The 19,435-nt window shown below is 45.7% G+C and carries 15 protein-coding genes and 1 other RNA gene; all 16 read left to right on the plus strand.

From position 1 onward, the window contains the following. The first annotated feature begins 2 nt into the window (after positions 1 to 2). The 16 genes from rpmA to MXE28_RS01590 all read left to right on the plus strand — a co-directional run bounded on the left by rpmA (position 3) and on the right by MXE28_RS01590 (position 19,426). The gene (gene rpmA / locus MXE28_RS01515; RefSeq protein WP_006555123.1) at positions 3 to 287 is read left to right on the plus strand and encodes a 50S ribosomal protein L27; all 285 of its coding nucleotides are present in this window, start codon (positions 3 to 5) and stop codon (positions 285 to 287) included. A 397-nt stretch (positions 288 to 684) separates the two neighbouring features. Next, positions 685 to 2,103 carry a [FeFe] hydrogenase H-cluster radical SAM maturase HydG gene (hydG, locus tag MXE28_RS01520; RefSeq protein WP_226973986.1) on the plus strand — a complete coding sequence of 473 codons (1,419 nt, stop codon included), beginning with the start codon at positions 685 to 687 and terminating at the stop codon, positions 2,101 to 2,103. A gap of 392 nt (positions 2,104 to 2,495) precedes the next feature. Beyond that, entirely contained in the window at positions 2,496 to 4,487 is a 1,992-nt protein-coding gene (gene recJ / locus MXE28_RS01525) for a single-stranded-DNA-specific exonuclease RecJ (protein ID WP_021841671.1), read from the plus strand. Between the two features lie 10 nt (positions 4,488 to 4,497). Next, positions 4,498 to 6,735, plus strand: coding sequence for a bifunctional (p)ppGpp synthetase/guanosine-3',5'-bis(diphosphate) 3'-pyrophosphohydrolase (locus MXE28_RS01530; RefSeq protein ID WP_156704669.1), 2,238 nt, complete (start codon positions 4,498 to 4,500; stop codon positions 6,733 to 6,735). Continuing rightward, positions 6,735 to 7,184, plus strand: a complete 450-nt coding sequence (gene dtd / locus MXE28_RS01535; RefSeq protein WP_021841669.1) for a D-aminoacyl-tRNA deacylase — start codon at positions 6,735 to 6,737, stop codon at positions 7,182 to 7,184. The genes MXE28_RS01530 and dtd overlap by 1 nt, the downstream gene beginning before the upstream one ends. A gap of 118 nt (positions 7,185 to 7,302) precedes the next feature. Then, positions 7,303 to 7,923 (plus strand): MBL fold metallo-hydrolase, encoded by a 621-nt coding sequence (locus tag MXE28_RS01540; RefSeq protein WP_021841668.1) that lies wholly within the window; start codon positions 7,303 to 7,305, stop codon positions 7,921 to 7,923. Between the two features lie 13 nt (positions 7,924 to 7,936). Then, entirely contained in the window at positions 7,937 to 9,001 is a 1,065-nt protein-coding gene (locus MXE28_RS01545) for an AI-2E family transporter (RefSeq protein ID WP_021841667.1), read from the plus strand. After that, the gene (locus MXE28_RS01550; protein ID WP_021841666.1) at positions 8,998 to 9,480 is read left to right on the plus strand and encodes a Fur family transcriptional regulator; all 483 of its coding nucleotides are present in this window, start codon (positions 8,998 to 9,000) and stop codon (positions 9,478 to 9,480) included. The genes MXE28_RS01545 and MXE28_RS01550 overlap by 4 nt, the downstream gene beginning before the upstream one ends. Then, positions 9,473 to 9,619, plus strand: coding sequence for a hypothetical protein (locus MXE28_RS01555; RefSeq protein WP_247239733.1), 147 nt, complete (start codon positions 9,473 to 9,475; stop codon positions 9,617 to 9,619). The genes MXE28_RS01550 and MXE28_RS01555 overlap by 8 nt, the downstream gene beginning before the upstream one ends. A 2-nt stretch (positions 9,620 to 9,621) precedes the next feature. Beyond that, on the plus strand, positions 9,622 to 10,971 hold the full coding sequence (gene hemZ / locus MXE28_RS01560; protein ID WP_247239741.1) for a coproporphyrinogen dehydrogenase HemZ: 1,350 nt from the start codon (positions 9,622 to 9,624) through the stop codon (positions 10,969 to 10,971). A 3-nt stretch (positions 10,972 to 10,974) separates the two neighbouring features. Beyond that, positions 10,975 to 12,246, plus strand: a complete 1,272-nt coding sequence (gene hisS, locus MXE28_RS01565; protein ID WP_021841664.1) for a histidine--tRNA ligase — start codon at positions 10,975 to 10,977, stop codon at positions 12,244 to 12,246. 5 nt (positions 12,247 to 12,251) lie between these two features. Next, a complete protein-coding gene (gene aspS, locus MXE28_RS01570; RefSeq protein WP_127058781.1) occupies positions 12,252 to 14,048 on the plus strand; it encodes an aspartate--tRNA ligase in 1,797 nt (598 codons plus the stop codon). A 139-nt stretch (positions 14,049 to 14,187) separates the two neighbouring features. Continuing rightward, a non-coding RNA gene (gene ssrS / locus MXE28_RS01575) (6S RNA) lies at positions 14,188 to 14,361 on the plus strand. 322 nt (positions 14,362 to 14,683) lie between these two features. Continuing rightward, the gene (locus MXE28_RS01580; RefSeq protein WP_247239734.1) at positions 14,684 to 16,000 is read left to right on the plus strand and encodes a replication-associated recombination protein A; all 1,317 of its coding nucleotides are present in this window, start codon (positions 14,684 to 14,686) and stop codon (positions 15,998 to 16,000) included. 78 nt (positions 16,001 to 16,078) lie between these two features. Further along, a complete protein-coding gene (locus tag MXE28_RS01585) occupies positions 16,079 to 18,898 on the plus strand; it encodes a DNA translocase FtsK (RefSeq protein ID WP_226973989.1) in 2,820 nt (939 codons plus the stop codon). Between the two features lie 78 nt (positions 18,899 to 18,976). Continuing rightward, positions 18,977 to 19,426, plus strand: a complete 450-nt coding sequence (locus MXE28_RS01590; protein ID WP_021841659.1) for a helix-turn-helix domain-containing protein — start codon at positions 18,977 to 18,979, stop codon at positions 19,424 to 19,426. Positions 19,427 to 19,435: the final 9 nt, after the last annotated feature.

Below are 19,435 nucleotides of genomic sequence, written 5' to 3' on the forward strand. Positions count from 1 at the left end.
GAATGTTTACTTTTGATTTGCAATTATTTGCACATAAGAAAGGTGTATCCAGTACACGTAACGGTCGCGATAGCGAATCCAAACGTCTTGGCGTTAAATGTCATGATGGTTCCGTAGTAAAAAGCGGTAACATCATCGTTCGTCAACGTGGTACTCATTTCCATCCCGGCACTAATGTAGGTATTGGTAAAGACGATACTTTATTCGCATTAGTTCCTGGTAAAGTTGCTTTCGAACGTGCTGGTCGCTATAACCGTAAAGTTAGCGTATACCCAGTAGAAGCGTAAGCTGAAACGAATATACAAGAGCCCCTGATTTATATCGGGGGCTTTTTTGCATGCCATTTTAAGACAGTACAGTTCTTTTTATGCGATATAAATGTAATGTCTGAAATGCCTATTTGTATGCGCTAAATAGGCATGGTAATGAGAAAATTCGATGAGCAACTAACATCAATCAAATAATGATAAAAACGGGCTTATTAGGTGGTGTTTTTATTTTCAAAAGTGGAGAAAAGGTGTATAATATAAGACATATTCAAGAGATTCAATATAGAAGAAGTGAAGTGCATAGTAAGTATGCTTGACCTGAATAGGCAGTCGAAGTGTGGACTGTCATTGAGCTCGTACTTGGGAAAGGACGAGGGCACAGGACTTCTCTATGGTATGAGTAAAGGAGACCAGTATGTACGATGTAAAATCTTCTAAAGCAGAAGAGTTTATTAACCACGAAGAGATTCTTGATACGTTGGCCTATGCGGAAGCGAATAAAGAAAATCGTGAAATTTTGGACCAAATTTTGGCAAAAGCGGCGACCATGAATGGCTTAAATCACCGCGAAGCGGCTGTTTTATTGGAATGCCCGTTGCCTGAATATAAAGATAAATTATTTGCTTTGGCTAAAGAAATTAAACGCAAAATTTACGGCGATCGCATTGTATTGTTCGCCCCTTTATACTTGTCCAACTACTGTGTAAATGGCTGCGTATATTGCCCGTATCATGCCAAAAACCGTCATATTACCCGTAAGAAGTTGACACAGGAACAGGTTCGTGAAGAAGTGTTGGCTTTGGAAGCAATGGGGCACAAACGTATCGTTATCGAATCCGGTGAAGACCCTGTAAACAATCCGTTGGAATACATTTTGGAATGTATCAAAACGATTTACAGCATTAAGAATAAAAACGGCGAAATTCGTCGTGTAAACGTAAATATTGCTGCTTGCGAAGTTGAAGATTACAAGAAACTTCACGAAGCGGGCATCGGTACTTACACTTTGTTCCAGGAAACATACAACAAAGAAAACTACGAAAACTTGCATCCCCATGGTCCTAAGAGTAACTATGCGTACCATACGGAAGCCATGGACCGTGCTATGAAAGGCGGCATTGATGACGTAGGTATCGGCGTTTTATACGGTCTTGAACATTACCGTTACGACTTCGTCGGCTTGTTGATGCATGCGGAACACTTGGAAGCCGTATTCGGCGTAGGCCCTCACACAATCAGCGTGCCGCGTATTTGCCCGGCTGATGACATCGATGTAGATGATTTCAGCAATGCTGTGCCGGATGATACGTTTGAAAAAATCGTAGCCCTTATTCGTGTATCTACACCATATACCGGTATGATTATGTCCACTCGTGAAAGTCAGCGCATGCGTGAACGCGGCTTGGCTCTCGGTATCTCGCAGATCAGCGGTGGTTCTCGTACCAGCGTAGGCGGCTACAAAGAAGAAGAATTACCGGAAGACAACTCGGCGCAGTTCGATACCAGCGACCGTCGCAGTCTCGATGAAATTGTTGACTGGTTGTTGGAACTCGGCTATGTGCCTAGTTTCTGTACTGCTTGCTATCGTGCGGGCCGTACGGGCGACCGCTTCATGGCCTTGGCGAAGAGCGGCCAGATTCATAACTGCTGTCAACCAAACGCGTTGATGACCCTCAACGAATACTTGCTTGACTATGCAACGGATGAAACGAAAGCTACCGGCGAAGCGGTTATTGAAAAACAGTTAGATCTTATCCGCAATGAAAAGGTTAAAGAAGCATCGGCCAACTACATCAAACAGATGGAACACGGCGAACGGGACTTCCGCTTCTAAGAATTACTTTCAACGCGATATAAACAATAAGAGATTCCGATTCTCCTATTAGTTGTTGAACATGTATGGCTCAGCCATCAATAATAAAAATATTTGAATAAGAATTTTGTCATTTAAAAGTTTATTTAACATGAGCTATTAACTGAAAATGATAAAGAAAGAGCGATTATATAATGATAATTGCTCTTTCTTTTTTTATAATATATAATCAAGAAAAATGAAAAAGAGGTTTAATTTAATAGGGTAATGGTGTATAATAAAATAAATTGAGAATGATAATACAGTATTTAATAGTAGGAAATCATAAATTGAGATTGATATTCGATTAAGTGATTTTATACATGCGCTAAACAGATAAATTGATGATAAGCAGATGATAAGTGAGACGACATATGAGACAGAGTAAAGCAAAACGATGGCGCATAGAGCCCGGTGATGAAACAATTGAACAAGAATTAGTGCGAGACCTTAAAGTATACCCGGTTGTAGCTAAATTATTGGTGAACCGCGGTATTACGACGGCAGAGGCGGGTCGTGATTTTTTATATGGCAATGTAGGGGATTTATTGGATCCTTACTTGTTAAAAGGCATGAAAGAAGCGGTGCCGCTTATTCAAGATGCGATTGCAACGCAGAAACGGATTGTTATTTACGGTGACTATGATGTGGATGGCATTACGGCTACCTCATTGATGTATCGTTTTTTGAAACGGTGCGGTGCCAATGTAAGTTATTACATTCCGGAGCGGCAAAGCGAAGGCTATGGCCTCAATGAGGAGGCTTTGGAGCATATCATTCAGCAGGGCACGGAGCTTGTCATTACGGTGGACTGCGGCATCAGCTCCTACGATATTGTGGAAGGTGTGCGGGACCGTTTGAACATGATTATTACGGACCATCATACGGCACCGCCCGATATACCGCGAGCGGCGGCCGTTATCAATCATAAGCAGCCCGACTGCCCGTATCCTGACAAGAACTTATCCGGCGTAGGCGTGGCGTTTAAAGTTTGCCAAGCCGTTTGGCAGGAACGAACCGGCGCAGAATATTTGGATGATATGGATATTGTGGCCTTGGGGACAGTGGCTGACGTGGTGCCGCTAGTCGGTGAAAACCGCATTATTGTTCGCGAAGGGCTTAAGAAGATGATGACCTCGCCCAATATGGGGATTGATGCCCTCGTAGCGGTAGCGGGCCTTCAAGGTCGTAAATTAACAACCGGTCACATCGGTTTTACCTTGGCACCGCGCCTCAATGCGGCAGGCCGTGTAACTCATGCGACGCGGGCGGTGGAATTATTGACCGCTGCCGATATGGCAACAGCCAATACCATTGCGGAAGAACTGCAAGAAACTAATTTGGAGCGCCAAACCATTGAGCGGGGCATTCACGAAGCGGCCCGGCAGGACGTAATCAATCAGGGGGAAGCGGCTCATAAGGTTATCGTCGTAGCCGGTGAAGGTTGGCATCCCGGCGTTATCGGTATCGTGGCGTCGCGCCTGGTGGAAGAATTTTATCGGCCATCTATGGTTATCAGTATTCATGACGGTGTGGGCAAAGGATCCTGCCGCAGTATAGATAATTGCAATATTTATGATGCTTTAAAATCGGCAGAAGATTTACTCTTGCAATTCGGCGGTCATAAACAGGCGGCCGGTTTCAGTATTGAAGCGGATAAAATCCCCGCTTTGCGGGAGCGCTTGGCCGCCTATTGCGAAGCGAATTTGACGGCGGAAGATTATGTGCCGATTATCGATATCGACTCGGAGTTGGAACCGGGTGAAGTAACGGTAGAATTGGTGGACCAGATTGAAACCTTAGAGCCCTACGGCATGGGGAACAGTACTCCGGTATTTGCCATCAATCCGATTGCCGTACAGGACGTGTACTTATTGGGGCAGCAGAAGAATCATTGTAAGATTATTTTGCAATCTCAAATAGGCCCGTTGGATGCGATTATTTGGCACGGCGCCGACTATCATCGGGAAGTATTTCCTGATGAACGGGTTAAAGTCGCGTTTTCTTTGCAAAAGAATGAGTGGCAAGGGCGCATTTCGCCACAATTGATGGTGCAGGATTTGGCGCTTTTGGATGAACAGCCCATCAAACTGACGGCAGAGGGCTTGCGCGAAATGTATGTCATCGTGCGCAGTATTTTCAGAAGTGCTACGGCGCCGCGTTATATTGTGGAATCGGAAGTATTGCACCGCCATCCGGACAATCAGACGAATAAGGAAGCTATGCTGTCCTTGGATGTTTTCAAAGAGCTTGGGATTTTGCAGGAAGAAGCCACGGATGACGGCATGGCGCTTTATCGTTGGTGCCATGTAAAAGAAAAATTAGAGTTAATTACATCACTGACATTTTTAAAATACAGTGCCTAAGGAGGTGGAAATTATGGCTGAAAATGAAGAAGGCAAGGTTATCGTCGATCAACCGGCTTTTAATAAAGAAGTGGAATTGGCACATCTGATGGAGATTGTTCACTCCTATTTGGATGATAAAGATTGTGACGACATTATGCGGGCTTTTAAAGTAGCGGATAAAGCTCACGCACCGCAAAAAAGAGCGTCCGGCGAACCGTACATCTTACATCCTTTAGCCGTAGCCACCATTTTGGCCAATTTACAAATCGATGCGACTACCGTTATTGCCGCACTGCTCCATGATGTTGTGGAGGATACGGAGTATACGTTGCCGCAGATTGAAGAGTTATTTGGGAAAGAAGTGGCTTTTTTAGTCGATGGTGTTACGAAATTAAATCAATTTCAGTATCATACCAAAGAAGATCAGCAGCTGGAGAACTATCGCAAGATGATTCTGGCTATGGCTAAGGACGTGCGCGTGGTGGTTATTAAATTAGGTGACCGCCTCCATAATATGCGTACCTTGAAGCATATGCGCAGCGATAAGCAAAAGCGCATTGCTCAGGAAACCTTGGAAATCTTTGCACCGTTGGCTCATCGGTTGGGGATTTTTAACATTAAATGGGAATTGGAAGACTTGTCCTTCCGTTATTTGGAACCGGACAAATACTACGACTTGGTAGAGCAAATGCGTGAAAAGCGCCATGTACGCGAAGAAATTGTTGACGATACCATGGAACAGCTGAAAAAGGCATTGGATGATGCTCATATTAAGGCGGATGTTAAAGGTCGACCAAAACATTTTTACAGTATTTATAAAAAAATGAAAAAGGACAATCGTGATTTGTCGCAGATTTACGACCTGTATGCAGTGCGCGTTATCGTGGATACGATTCCGGATTGTTATGCCGTACTGGGTATCGTTCATAATCTGTGGAAACCGTTGCCGTATCGTTTTAAAGATTATATTGCCATGCCGAAGTCGAATATGTATCAGTCCCTACATACCACGATCATCGGGACCATGGGGCATTCCGTAGAAATTCAGATTCGAACCTGGGAAATGCACCGCGTTTCCGAATACGGCGTAGCCGCTCATTGGCGCTACAAAGAAGGCAATAAGGGCGGCGATAAAGACTTTGACCAGAAGGTCGGTTGGCTTCGCCAAGTCCTTGAATGGCAGGATGCCAGCAATCCGAAGGAACTGGTTAATGCGTTAAAACTGGATGTGTTTTCCGGGGAAGTGTTCGTTTTCACGCCGCGCGGTGACGTATTGAAGCTCCCTAAAGGGGCAGTACCGCTTGATTTTGCGTATCGTATTCATACCGATGTAGGCCATCGTTGTGTAGGGGCTAAGGTAAACGGTAAAATCGTATCCCTTGATTACACCTTACAAAACGGCGATATCGTCGATATTATTACGTCGAAAACGGGCAAACCGAGCCTTGATTGGCTTAATATCGTAGGCTCTACGGAAAGCCGGAGTAAGATTCGCAACTGGTTTAAAAAGGAAAATAAAGAAGAAAACATCGTTAAAGGACGTGAACTTCTCGAAAAAGAAGCGAAACGACTCAATTATGATTGGAAAGAGCTCAATAAGCCGGGCCGCATGGAACAAATTGCGAAAGCTTTGAATGCAGGCAGTGAAACTGAACTCTTATCGGCTGTCGGTTACGGCGGCATTCCGGTCAATTCCGTATTGTTACGTTTTGTTGATTTATATAAACGTGATTTGGCAAAAGAAGACAATCGTCGCGATACGATGGCTCTGTTGGAAAAACTCAAAACCCACGAACCGGTGCATCGTAAGAGCAGTACGGGGATTCTTGTCAACGGCGAACCGGACGTAATGGTTCGTATGGCTCGTTGCTGTAATCCGGTACCGGGCGATGAAGTGGTAGGCTATATTACCCGCGGTCGCGGGGTATCCGTTCATCGGGCGGATTGTCCGAATATCGGTCATACGCCGGAAGACGTGGACCGCATGATTGAAGTATCGTGGGATGCAGGCACGTCGGAAAACTTCCACGTAGCCATTGAAATTACCGCCTACGATCGCGGTGGTTTACTCATGGAAATCATGGCCACGCTGTCGGAGATGAAAATTAACATTGTTAATATTAATGCCAAAGTAGACGATACGAAGAATGCGAACATCAACTTAGTTATTGAAATTCGCGACGTATCGGAACTTGATTTTGTTATGACTAAATTACGGCGTATTCGCGATGTGTATACCGTGCAACGCGCCAATGGAGGTAGTTGATGCGGGCAGTAGTGCAAAGAGTAAGCGAAGCAGCCGTAACCGTAGCCGGAGAAACAACCGGTGCCATTCCTAAGGGACTTGTAGTCCTCTTAGGTGTGGGCAAAGGTGACACGGATGCAGATGCCGTTTATTTGGCTGACAAGATTGTTAACTTACGCATCTTTGAAGATGCCGAGGAAAAGATGAATCTGTCCGTAGCCGATGTGAATGGTGAGATTTTGGCTGTGTCGCAGTTTACACTGTACGGTGATGTGCGTAAAGGCCGTCGCCCCGGTTTTGATCAAGCGGCACCGCCGGACGAAGCGGAGCGCTTATATGAAGTATTTATCAATCGCTGTCGCGAAGCGGGCGTTAATGTTGAAACCGGTCGTTTTAGAACGCACATGATGGTGAGCCTCACTAATGATGGGCCGGTGACCATCTTGTTAGACAGTCAGAAGCTATTTTGATGCCAGTGCTTTAGCAGTTAAGAATTTATAGAATGAATCCGGTAGCTAATGTTATCGGCAAGTTCGAATGATGACGTTTTAGTCTATTTCGCGTAATACATTGTGGAGAGTGATGCGTATGAAATTATATCGGATGCCCTTAGGGGCGTTGGGGACGAATTGTTACATCGTCGTTGATGAAAGCAATCAGCATTGTTTGGTCGTAGATCCGGGCGGTGAAGGCGAGCGTCTTGTTGCGCTTTTGAAAGAAAAAGGGCTGCAACCGGAAGCCGTTATTCTCACCCATGGTCACGGTGACCATATCGGTGGGGTACAGGCCGTGGTGGATGCATTCAAAGTGCCCGTTTACATCAATAAGGGCGATGAAGAATTTTTGACAAACAGCAATCTTAACTTGAGTGGTGCCATCGGTCAGCCCGTGAAGGTGACCGGCGATATTCATTTTATCAAAGAAGATGATGTGATTCATCTCGGTGAGTACTCCTTTAAGATTATTGAAACACCGGGGCATACGCCGGGCGGTGTTTGCTTCTACGGTGAAGGCATGGTTCTGGCAGGGGACAGCCTCTTTTTGGAATCCATCGGCCGTACCGATTTCCCGGGGAGCAGCTACGAAGATCTGATTGATTCAGTTCGCCATAAACTCTTTACTTTGCCGGAAGAAACTGTCGTTTATCCGGGCCATGGGCCGGAGACGACCATCGGTCATGAAAAGACTTATAATCCGTTTGTTCGTTAGGCGGTGACCGAATATGTTAAAAAAATCAACACAGTATTGGCTCAGAGTCGTGTTGATTGTGCTGGCCGTGATTTTTCTGTGGGCCATTATTCCGGTGCTCTGGCCGCTTATCGTATCGTTAATCTGTACGCTCATTTTGCTACCCGTAGTGAATGGCATCCAGGATTACATGCGGCATCGGGTGGGGCTTACGTGGTTCCCGCGCTGGCTGGCCATCATACCGGCATTTCTGTTGGTAGCACTCATTTTACTATTGGTAATTCAGTTTATTATCTTACCGTTTATTGCTGAATTTACCCGTTTGCTCAATAATTTACCGGTCTTGATGTCACAACTCATTGTGTTGTGGCAAGATATCACGTCCGGTGAATGGTTGAAGTTACCGCCACAGATTGATGCCATCGTCATGACTACTTTGGCCCGTATCAGTTCGTACGGCGTCGAGTTGGCGCAGCGCGGCATTTTCGCTATTTTTTCATTGGCAACGACTGTTTTGGAATGTTTACTCGTACCGATTATGACCTTCTATTTATTGAAGGACGGACGGCAAATTAAGGGCAAAGTCATTTCGATTTTCCAGCCGCCGCACAATCGGTATTTAATGGACGTGGTGAATCAGATTCACCGCACCATGGGGCGCTATTTGCGGGGACAGCTTCTTTTGGCAACCAATATGTTCTGCATAACGCTGGTCATAGCCTATTTTTTTGAATTGCCTTATCCCTTGGTATTGGCTTTGTTCGCGGCTATCGCGGAATGGGTTCCTATTATCGGACCTATTGTTGCAGCCATACCGGCTATTATATTGGCCTCCTTGGTGGGGCCTGCATTGGTAGTGAAAATTATCATTACCTATGCCATTATTCAGTTAATTGACGGGCAGATTGTGATGCCTAAAATCTTAGGTCACGTTATCAAGCTGCATCCGTTAGTTATATTAACCGTAATTTTTGTAGGCGGTTATTTCTATGGCATCATCGGTATGATGACGGCAGTGCCGATCACAGCGATGTTACAAATCGTGCTTACAAAACTTTGGTATTTTAACTCGTTTTACAAGAAGGATGGAACTGTATGAACACGACATTAGAAAAATTGAAAGAACGTATTAAAGACAAAAAGTATAAGTTGACGACGCAACGCCAGACAATTTTACAAGCGTTTATTGATGCGGAAGAAAAGCATCTCTGCGCTGAAGACGTATATGTATTGGTTAAAGCCGTAGCCCCTGATATCGGTTTGGCTACCATTTACCGTACCCTTGATTTATTCACTGAACTTGATTTATTAAAACGCCTTGACTTCGGTGACGGTCGTAATCGTTACGAATTAAATGATGAAGAATTTGCTCATTTCCATCATCATTTGATTTGTGTAAAATGCGGTTGCGTCAAAGAATTTGAAGACGATATGCTCGAAACTTTGGAGTCCATCATTGCCAAAAAACTTAACTTTAAGACAATTGACCATCAGTTGAAAGTCTATGGCTATTGCGGCGACTGTCAGGAAAAAATGAAAGCGGAAGAAGCGGAAGCAGCTGCTCAAAAGGGTGAGTAATTTGACCTATCGTTATACGGGACCGTTGCCTTTGGGCAGTGTGGTGGCGCATTATTGCGGCGCCGCCGGTCTTACGACGACTAAAGGGGCCCCGTTTGGCGCCTGGAAGGGCTGGGTGCTGAAGAGGGCTATACCTTGACGGTGTATCATAATGACGTGCCGGTAGCAGTGTTTAAAGGGGCTCTTTCCAATGAAGGACGCCTCGAGATAGGTGGGCAATTACTTAAATTAATTCGCACTACCCAGGGACGACCGGCTCTGGGTGAGTGGGGCACTTTGGTAGGTGTTCGGCCAACAAAAATGTTCCATAAATTATGGGACATTGACGAAAATAGCGATACACCACCAGCCGCTGAACCATCGAATCCCGATGAGCCCGGTACTGTCATAAACGGTTGTGACACGGCGGTACAAGTCTTGCGGAAACGTTTTGACGTCAGCGAGCCGAAGATTGAGCTGTTAAAAGCGGTAGCTACGCTGCAACGTCCTTTTGTGGCGCCTCATGAAACGGCGGATCGGGAAGTGAGCGTTTATGGGGGCATTCCGTTTTGCCAAACGCACTGCACGTATTGTTCGTTCCCGTACGGACTGATTCAGGATTACCGGCGCATTCCGGAGTTTTTGGGCGCTTTTGTAAACGATGCAACGCAGCTTAAGGGGCTTATTGAGACATATGGCTTACAAGTTGCCACGGTGTACATGGGTGGCGGCACACCGACGAGCTTAGGTGATGAGGATTTTGCCACAGCCTTGGCGGCCTTGGCCAAGCTTCATCGTGAAAACAGTGAATTTACGGTGGAAGCGGGGCGGCCTGATTCGGTGACGCCTCATAAACTTGCAACTATGGCTAAACTCGGGGTTAACCGAATCAGTATCAACCCGCAGAGTATGCACGATGATATTTTAAAAGCCGTCGGGCGCGGTCATACGGCTGCGGCTATTAAAGAATTATATGCCTATGTGCGTTCTTATACGAATTTTGCGGTGAATATGGACTTTATTGCAGGTTTACCGTATCAGACTCTTTCGCACATGGAAGAAAATCTAGATTATGTTTGTCAGGCACGGCCTGAAAATGTTACAATTCATACATTGGCATTGAAGCGGGGTAGTCCGCTTTATGACGGTGTAGGTCGCGAGGCCATGCCGGAAGCCGCAGCCGTGGAAGAAATGGTGGCGCGCAGTAAAGAGCGCCTTGAGGCGGCCGGTTATGTGCCTTATTATGTGTATCGTCAACAATATATGACGAGCCAGACTGAAAATATCGGCTATACTTTGCCGGGGTATATTTGTGAATATAATATTCGGATTATGGAAGAACGGCAGAGCATATTATCCGTTGGTCCGGGTAGCTCCTCTAAATGGATGCGCGCTCCGGAATATCGGCAATTACAACAGCATATGCCTAAAGATGTGTCCGTTTATATTGATACCTTATCAGCACTGCTTGAAAAGCGCAGTCGATTATGCAAAAAGTTTTGGGAGGGATAAAATATGGGAATTCAAAAGCCTAGAGGTACACAAGACTTATTACCTAATGTAATTGGTAATTGGCGCTATGTGGAAGACAAAATTCGCCGTATTTGCGCAGCGTATGGATTTGACGAGATTCGTACACCTATGTTTGAAGAAACAGGGTTGTTTTTGCGTGGTATCGGTGAAACAACCGACGTAGTACAGAAGGAAATGTACACATTCCCGACAGGCGACAAAAAAGAACAGACGTATACTTTGCGCCCTGAAAATACGGCATCCGCCGTACGTGCGTATTTAGAAAACAAAGTATACGGCCAGGAAAACTTGACGAAATGGTTCTACATCGGACCGATGTTCCGTCATGATAAACCACAGGCCGGTCGTTATCGCCAGTTCCACCAATTCGGTGTGGAAGTATTGGGTACGCAGGCTCCGGCAACTGACGCCGAAGTGATTTTGATGGTATTGCAATTATTTAACGACTTCGGCCTTAAGGACTTAAGCGTACAGGTTAACTCCGTAGGTTGCCCGAACTGTCGTCCGGCGTACCGTGAAAAATTAATTGCTTTCTTCGAACCTAAAAAAGATCAACTTTGCCCGGATTGCCAAGCTCGTTTATATAAGAACCCACTTCGCATTTTGGACTGCAAAGAAGAAACTTGTAAAGCTTTATCTGTCGGCGCCCCTGAAATTCATGAAAATCTTTGCCAGGAATGTTCCGACCACTTCGATCAGCTCCAGAAATTCTTGACCGCAGCGAATGTTAATTATGTAGTAAACCCTCGTTTGGTACGCGGTTTGGATTACTACACGAAGACAGCTTTCGAAGTACAGTACGCACCGCTTGGTTCTCAAAGTGCCGTAGCCGGTGGCGGTCGTTATGACGGCCTTGTAGAAGAATTGGATGGTCCGCATACGCCGGCCGTCGGTTTTGCCATGGGCATCGAACGTCTTTTGTTGGCCCTTGAAAAGCAAGGCTTATTACCGGAAGAAACGATTGATCCGTCCGTATTTGTAGTTGCTTTAGGCGAAGAAGCACAGGTTGCCGGTTTTAAATTGGTTAACGACCTTCATAAAGCCTATATTAAGGCGGCTATGGACGGCGAAGGTAAAAGTATGAAGAGCCAGTTAAAACATGCTAACAAAATTAATGCAAAATATGTTATTATAGTGGGTGATGATGAATTAGCTCGCGGCGAAGCAATTATTCGCGACATGGAAAGCAGCGAGCAGGAAACCGTAGCCTTTACGGATGTATTGGCACGAGTAACTTCACTAGTGAAAGGATGACAAGAATGGAAACAATGCAAGGATTGCACCGCACACATGGTTGCGGTACTATCAGCGAAGAACAAGTAGGTAAGGAGGTTGTCCTTTGCGGTTGGGTAGAACGCCGTCGTGACCATGGCGGATTGATTTTTATCGACCTTCGCGACCGCTCCGGCGTAGTTCAGGTCGTAGCATCCCCTGATCATAATTTAGAATCTTTCCACAAAGCGGAAGATGTACGTAGTGAATATGTACTTTGTGTTCGCGGTAAAATTACGGAACGTGATGCAGATGCCATCAACCCTAATTTGGCAACCGGTCGTTATGAAATGTACTGCGAAGAACTTCGCGTACTCAATGCGTCCAAAACACCACCGTTCTATATTCAAGACAATATCGACGTTGATGAAAACATCCGCTTAAAATATCGTTATTTGGATCTTCGCCGTCCTGAAATGCAACGTAACTTAATCCTTCGTCACCGCGTGACTAAGGCTATGCGTGACTTCTTGGATTCCCGCGATTTCCTCGAAATTGAAACACCAATGCTTACGAAGAGTACACCGGAAGGGGCTCGTGACTACTTGGTACCGTCCCGCGTGAACCCTGGTTCTTTCTATGCATTGCCACAGTCTCCTCAGATTTTTAAACAAATCTTGATGGTAGCGGGCTATGAAAAATACTTCCAAATCGTTCGTTGTTTCCGTGACGAAGACTTACGTGCCGACCGTCAGCCTGAATTTACCCAGCTCGACTTGGAAATGAGCTTCATTGACCAGGAACAGATTTTGGAAACCTTGGAAGGTTTGATTCACCACGTATTCAAAACAACGATGGACATTGATGTTCAGATTCCGATGGCGCGCATCACTTGGGATGAAGCCATGGATAAATACGGTTCCGACAAACCGGATCTTCGTTTCGGTATGGAATTCACCGATGTAACCGACTTGGTTCGCACAACTGAATTCAAAGTGTTCCGCTCCGTAATCGACAATGGCGGCATGGTTAAAGGTATCGTAGTACCTGGCGACGCCGGCATTCCGCGTCGTGAACTTGATGACCTCGTAAACTATGTTGGTCAATACGGTGCGAAAGGTCTTGCTTGGGCATGCTTCAACGAAGACGGCACTATCAAATCCCAGATTATGAAATTCTTGGGTGAAGATACTATCCGTGCCATCGGTGAAAAAATGCAGGCTAAACCTGGCGACTTGGTACTCATGATTGCGGACAAACCGGCTGTGGTAGCTAAAGCTTTGGGTGAACTTCGTCTTGAAATGGGTCGTCGTATGAACCTTATCGACGAAAACAAATTGGCCTTCACTTGGGTAACCGATTTCCCAATGTTCGAATACGATGAAGAAGAAAAACGTTATGTGGCTATGCACCATCCGTTCACTTCACCGCGTGCCGAAGATATGGATAAATTGGAATCCGATCCTGCATCCGTTAAAGCCATCGCCTATGACATGGTATTAAACGGCGTTGAAATCGGCGGCGGCAGTATCCGTATTTACCAATCCGATGTACAGGAAAAAGTATTCAAAGCTATCGGCCTTACGGAAGAAGAAAGCCGCAGCAAATTCGGCTTCATGTTGGATGCCTTCCAGTTCGGGGCACCTCCACACGGCGGCTGTGCCTTCGGTCTTGACCGTTTGGTAATGCTCATGGCTAAACGCCAATCCATCCGTGACGTAATTGCGTTCCCTAAGACACAGAGTGCGGCCGACCTCATGAGCCAGGCTCCGTCTACGGTAGCACCAAAACAGTTGCGTGAACTTCACATTAAAACCGATACGGAAAAAGAAAAGTTAGTGTAAAATCAAGTTTCTTGTTAAAAAAAGTATGACCGCTAGTACTTTTTGGTCTACTTCTGCTTGATATATGCTAAATCTATATCAGTCGTTTGTTTCAAGACCTTGAAATAAACGGCTGATTTTGTTAATATAATAGTAAAGAATCCCCCTGCTGTGTGCGTGTGGTATCGTAGTTTTGAGCCAACACTATTACATCGGGAGCCTGGACTCTTGTATTGGCACTATGCCTGATGAAGGACAGTAAGATTACGAGGAGGGCACCCACCTGCTATCGCAGGATCAAAACACGGTACATATACGGCATGGTGGGGCTCTTATAAGCCGCCTTAGGGCGGCTTATTTTTTTATCTTGAATTAGGTAATAGAGGACCTAGAGGACCGTTTTTGCGGCCGATAATTATAAATTTAAGGTCAAATAATCCTCAAATTAAGGCGAGATAATCCCAAATAAAAAGAGGATATAGGGTATAATAAATATAAGTGCAAAGTAAGACGTTACATATTGTCTTTACACTTTGAACGCGAGCTTTTAACGGTAAATTTAAATTAGCAGTTATAGATGGTAAGCCTTTAACGGTAAATTTGAATAGGCAGTTATAGAAGATAAGCCTTTAGCATATATTTTAGGAGAGAAATTTATGGACAGTTTATTTGCTGAATATGAACCGAAACGGTTTGAACCGTTGGCCGTGAGACTGCGTCCTACCTCATTGGATCACTTTTACGGACAGGAAAAAGCAGTGGGGAAGGACAGTTTTTTACGGGCTATGATAGAGCGCGATACAATTCCGTCTTTGTTGTTTTACGGGCCGTCCGGCACCGGTAAGACTACCTTGGCCGGTATTATAGCCGCTATGACCCATAGTCAATTTGTGGTTTTGAACGCTACCAATGCGGGCATTGGTGAACTGCGGGCTATTATTGAAAAAGCACGCAAAACGATTCAGAATTTGCAACAGCGTACGATTTTATTCCTCGATGAAATTCATCGTTTTAACAAGAGTCAACAGGATGTGCTTTTACCATGTGTGGAAGACGGGACTATTATATTAATCGGCGCTACCACGGAAAATCCTTTTTTTGAAGTAAACCGACCACTCTTATCGCGTTTGCGTTTGATTACCTTGGAAACATTGACGCCGGATGCGATTGTCAAAGTATTGCAACGGGCACTTACCGATGAAGATAAGGGGCTTGGTAAGCAACAACTTAAAGCAGAAGAATCTGTATTGCGCGAAGTGGGCATGTTTGTAAATGGTGATGCCCGTATGGCTCTTAATATTTTAGAACAGGCCTCCGCCATGGTTGAAAACGGCGGCGAATTGACCTTGGAAATTTTAGAGCGCGTAGTGGGTCGTCGCATTTACAGTTATGATAAAAAGGGTGATAACCACTATGATACGATTTCCGCTTTTATTAAAAGTATGCGTGGTTCCGACCCGCAGGCAGCGGTATATTATTTGGCGCGCATGATTGAAGCGGGGGAAGATCCTAATTTCATTGCCCGGCGCATTGTGATTTGTGCGGCCGAAGATGTAGGGCTCGCCGATCCGCAGGCCCTCGTAATAGCGAATGCAGCGGCTCAGGCGGCGCACTTAGTGGGCTTTCCGGAAGCACGTATCATTTTGTCCGAAGCTGTTTTATATGTAGCCTTAGCGCCTAAGAGCAATAGTGCGTATATGGCTGTTGATGCGGCTATTCAAGATGTACGTCATTACGAACATGGGGAAGTACCGGAGCATTTGCGGGACGCTCATTACAGCGGCGCGGCTAAATTAGGTCATGGCGTTTCCTATAAATATGCCCATAATTATCCGAACGGGTATGTGAAGCAGCAATACTTGCCGACCCCGTTGGTGGGACGCACCTATTATGAAGGCATTGAGCGCGGCAAAGAAAAAGAATTACTGACTCTTTGGAACGAACGTACAAGCGGTAAAACTTCTAAAAAGTAGTCAATCTGTGGTATAATAAAATGCTAACGAGTTTATAGTTTAATCGGATTGATATGTATAGAGGTGTGTAGATAGATTATGGCGGAACAAAAGAAGGAGCGAGCGAAGGCGGCGCCGCGTAAAACGGCAACAAAGCGCAAGACGACCACTTCCTCGCGGACTGTTAAAACGAATAAAAGCGATAAGGCCCCTAAAATTCGTAAAGAAGTGCGAGGCCTTTTTACCATGCTCTTTGCTGTGGTAGCTTTGCTGGGGATATTTAACATTACATCCGGTACGGTAGTTGATATAATAGCCGGTATTTTTAAATACGGTTTCGGTATTGGCGGTTTGATCCCTTGCCTCTATGTAGGTTATGTGGGCTGGCGTATTTTGTATGCCGACAAAGGGTTTTCAATCACCCGTCGGGGGCTTTTGTTGAGTTTGGTATACTTGTTTGCCATTACGCTCGTAACCCTTCTTATGGCCGGCAATGGGGAAGAATTAATGACCACTAAAGTTGCTGCTCAAGGCGGCGTTTTAGGTGGTATGATAGCCAGCCTGCTACGCAGTTTGCTTGGCAATGTGGGGGCCATCCTGGTGACTATCGTTGTGGAATTAGGTTTAATCCTATTGATTTATCAGATTTCCTTGCGTACCGGTCTTCATAAGGCAAAGGCTAAAACCGATGTAGGTTTGGAAAAAGCGCGCGTGCTTACGGAAGAAACCGTGCAGCATGCGAAAGAACGCTATGCGGATTGGAAAGAAGAACAAACTGAAAAACGCCGCATTTATAATCAAGAAAAAGATACGCGTTTTTCACCGAGTGCGGCCGTAGAAGTACTGACCAATGCAGCACAAGTATCGGCTGAAGCTAAGGCTAAAGCGCAGGAAGAAGCGGCCCGTATAGCGGCCGAAGAACAGCGGGTGGCAGCGGAGGCTGAGGCGAAGGCTAACCTTGTGGCAATGGGAGAACAAGTAGATCTTACTAAAGCCCAGGCTGAACGTATTGATGCGGCCCAAGCCGAAGCGGCTGAATTCTATGCCACTGTTGCTTCTGAGACAAGCAATACTACCGCAGCTACTAATTATAATGAGCCTGCTTCAAATGACGAAGATGATGAATTGGAAGTGCCGCCGTTTTTACGCGGTCGTGGCGCCGGCACAACGCCGACTACGACAATAACGAGTGGGGCTACAAGCACGGCAGTTGCTGCCGATACGGCTATGCCTATGGAGGCTAATCCGGCTACCGTTGGTGTAGCAACTGACGGTGATGACGCTTCCGGTACGGTAGCAACCGATTCAGTTGAAACGGAGGCCGTAGCTGCTGATGCAAGTACAATTAATAATACAGAATCTGAGACGGACGTAATTCCGGTAGCGGCCGACACGTTGGCTACCTCTAATATGCACCCCGTACCGACGTTAAAAGGTACGGAAGAAGATACGGCGGCGGTGGCCGTTACTGTTGACGGTAAACCGAAACCGCGCCGCATTGAATTACCGTATCATTTTCCGCCATTGGCGATGCTTGCCAAAGGCCAGCCTAATCAGGTGACCAGTCAAGAAGTTACTCATAATGTAACGGTATTGGAAGAAACATTAAAAAGCTTCGGCGTAATAGCCCATGTAGTAAATGCTACACAGGGACCAACGGTAACCCGCTATGAATTGGAACCGGCGCCGGGCACTAAAGTAAGCAAGATTTTGAACCTTACCGATGACCTTAAGATGGCATTGGCGGCTATTGATATTCGTATTGAAGCACCAATTCCGGGAAAATCGGCAGTGGGTATCGAAGTACCGAATAAAAATACCTCGGCCGTTCATTTGCGGGACGTATTGGAATCTGAGAAATTCCAAAAAGCACGGGGTGGTATTCCAGTAGGTCTCGGCAAAGACATTGCAGGCGAAGCGGTTATTACCGACCTTGCTAAAATGCCGCATTTACTCGTGGCCGGTTCTACCGGTTCCGGTAAGTCTGTGTGCGTAAATACGCTGATTTCCAGTATTTTGTTCAGTCGTAAACCGAGCGAAGTACAGTTAATCTTAGTGGATCCGAAGATGGTAGAATTATCTGTTTATAACGGTATTCCTCATTTAAAAGTACCGGTTGTAACGGATATGAAAAAAGCGGCTGCCGTGTTACGTTGGGCCGTTCGCGAAATGGAAGCCCGTTATCTCACCATGGCTACGTCCGGGGTGCGTAATATCAGCGGTTATAATGAACAATATCCGGAATCGGCTATGCCGCTTATTTTGATTATTATCGACGAATTGGCAGACCTTATGTTGGTGGCACCGGATGTGGAAGAATCCATTAACCGTTTGGCCGCTAAAGCGCGTGCTGCCGGCATCCATATGGTATTGGCAACGCAGCGTCCATCGGTTAACGTTATTACCGGTACCATTAAAGCCAATGTACCGAGTCGTATTTCCTTTGCCGTGGCAACGCAAATCGACTCCCGTACCATTCTGGATATGGCAGGGGCTGAAAAACTCCTCGGTAAAGGGGATATGCTCTTTAATCCAATCGGGGCTAGCAAGCCGATTCGTATTCAAGGGGCCTTCATTTCCGATGAAGAAGTGGAAGAATTGGTGGCCTTTGTTAAACAGCAGGGACGACCTGATTATGACGAATCCATAACGGAAGAAACGGAACAAGGCACTTCGGAAGAAGCGGCCGCGCCGGCGGAAGAGCGGGATGAACTCTTAGAACGGGCGATTGAGCGCGTTATGAGTGAAGGTCAGGCTTCTACGTCCATGTTGCAACGTCGCTTCCGAATCGGTTATTCCAGGGCGGCTCGCTTAGTGGATACGATGGAAGAAATGAAAATCATCGGGCCTGCTAACGGCAGTAAACCGCGCGATATTTTAATGACACCGGAAGAAGTGAAAACGCGTTATTTCTCATAGGATTTTATGAGTTAAAAACTAGAAGCATTGGTAGAATTAGAAAGTTAAAATGATGTTAGAATTTAAAGGAGGCCGAACTTGTCAACGATAGGCGAAGAATTACGTCGAGAACGTACACGGCGAGGTCTGACTATTAAAGATATTGAACAGGCTTTACACATCCGCTCCGCGTATTTGGAAGCGATTGAAGAGGACAATTATAAGATTATCCCCGGTGATGTGTATGTAAAAGGCTTTATCGGCAATTATGCGGATTTAATGGGCCTTGAACGACATCGCATGATTGATCGTTATAAAAGTTTAATCGGTGAGCCCTTGGGCGTACCTTTGCGGCGAGTAAAACCGCGTAAACTTGTTCATCATGAAGATGTTGAACGGGAAGTGGACATTGTAGTACCTCATTCCAAGCGCTTGAGCTATACGTCACGGCAGCAACGTCGTCAGAAGACGTTGGCTCAGGAGCGATTAGCCGTATCTGTTATTGTTATTTGTATAGTTGTATTTTTAGGCTGGTTATTTTTTGTGTAAATACAGTAT

The sequence above is a fragment of the Veillonella sp. KGMB01456 genome, assembly GCF_023051165.1.
Taxonomy (GTDB): Bacteria; Bacillota; Negativicutes; order Veillonellales; family Veillonellaceae; genus Veillonella_A.